The sequence below is a fragment of the Pseudomonas sp. genome (genome assembly GCF_037994325.1).
Classification (GTDB): Bacteria; Pseudomonadota; Gammaproteobacteria; order Pseudomonadales; family Pseudomonadaceae; genus Aquipseudomonas.
In genome coordinates, this window is sequence record NZ_JBBNAH010000623.1 from 1 (window position 1) to 1,351 (window position 1,351).

Annotated in this window: 1 protein-coding gene; it reads left to right on the plus strand. The window is 62.2% G+C overall.

Translation table 11 applies throughout. The annotated features are described in order from the left end of the window. Window positions 1-99: 99 nt before the first annotated feature. Window positions 100-1,351, plus strand: a 1,252-nt coding sequence (locus tag AAAB16_RS20600; protein ID WP_340665006.1) for an NAD(P)/FAD-dependent oxidoreductase, incomplete at its 3' end; no start/stop codon positions are given.

Sequence of the window (1,351 nt, forward strand, 5' to 3'; positions counted from 1 at the left end):
GCGCACAACACTGCCCCTTAACCGCCCACCCATTTACAGGTATAAGTCTGCCCAGCCATCCATGGACGCGCCCCCAGTAGTCGGGCCGGAGACCCCTGCGTGATCAAACCCCTACGTATCGCCATCATCGGCGCCGGCCCCGCTGGCCTCGCGGCGGCCTTGTATCTGCACCGCGCCGGCCATACCGTCAGCCTCTTTGAGCGTTTTGCCGAAGCCGCGCCAGTAGGTTCCGGGCTGATTTTGCAGCCGACTGGTCTGACCGTGCTGGAAGACCTTGGCCTGTTCGCCGCCATCGCCCAGTTGGGCGCCCGTATCGACCGCCTGTATGGCGCCGATGCCCAATCCGGCCGCACGGTGCTGGATGTGCGGTACGCCGCGATCAAAGGCGGCCGCCATGGCATCGCCGTGCACCGCGCAGCGCTATTTCATGTGCTGCACGAGGCCGTCGTTGGCGAAGGTATAGCGGTGGAAACCGGCCTGGATATCGACAGCCTGGAAACCCGTGGCGATCAAGCCTGGTTGCTCAGTGCGCAAGGCAGCAAGGCTGGCCCGTTCGATTTGGTGGTGGACGCCAGCGGTTCGCGCTCCAAGTTCAAGGCGTATTCCCTGCAACCCAGCGAACCGAAGCCGCTCGTGTATGGCGCGTTCTGGGCCTCGTTACAGGCCGACGCCGCCACCCTCAACAGCAAGGCGCTGGTGCAGCGTTACCAACGGGCAACCACCATGATCGGCGTGCTGCCGATAGGCCAAGCCCACCCCGACAGCGCGGCAATGAGTGCGTTTTTTTGGAGCACCAAGCCGGATGAAGTCGACACACTGAAACGTGCCGGCATCAACAGTTGGAAGGATCAGGTCGCCGGTTTATGGTCAGACTGCGAGCCGTATTTGCGACAAATCAATAGCTTCGACGACATGACCTTGGCCCGCTACGGCCACCACACCTTAAAGATGCCGGTGGGCCGCAGCCTGGCGATTATTGGCGATGCCGCGCACTCCACCAGCCCGCAATTGGGCCAAGGCGCAAATATGGCGCTGCTTGATGCCCGCGCCCTGGTGCATGCGTTAAACACCAGCGACGACCTGGAAAGCGCCCTACCCCGCTACGCCGCTTCAAGGCGTTTACACGTGCGCACCTTCCAGGCGTTGTCAGCAGCGTTTACGCCGTTCTACCAGTCCGACTCAACGGTGATGCCGTTGCTGCGTGATCGGGTGATGGCGACCATCTCGAAAATACCGCCAGCACCGCAGATATTGGCCTCAATGGTGGCCGGGACCTTGGTGGACCCGTTTAAAGCGATTGGCCTGAAAGAGCGGAGTTGGGCGGTACAAGCGCCGCTCAACGGCGATCATC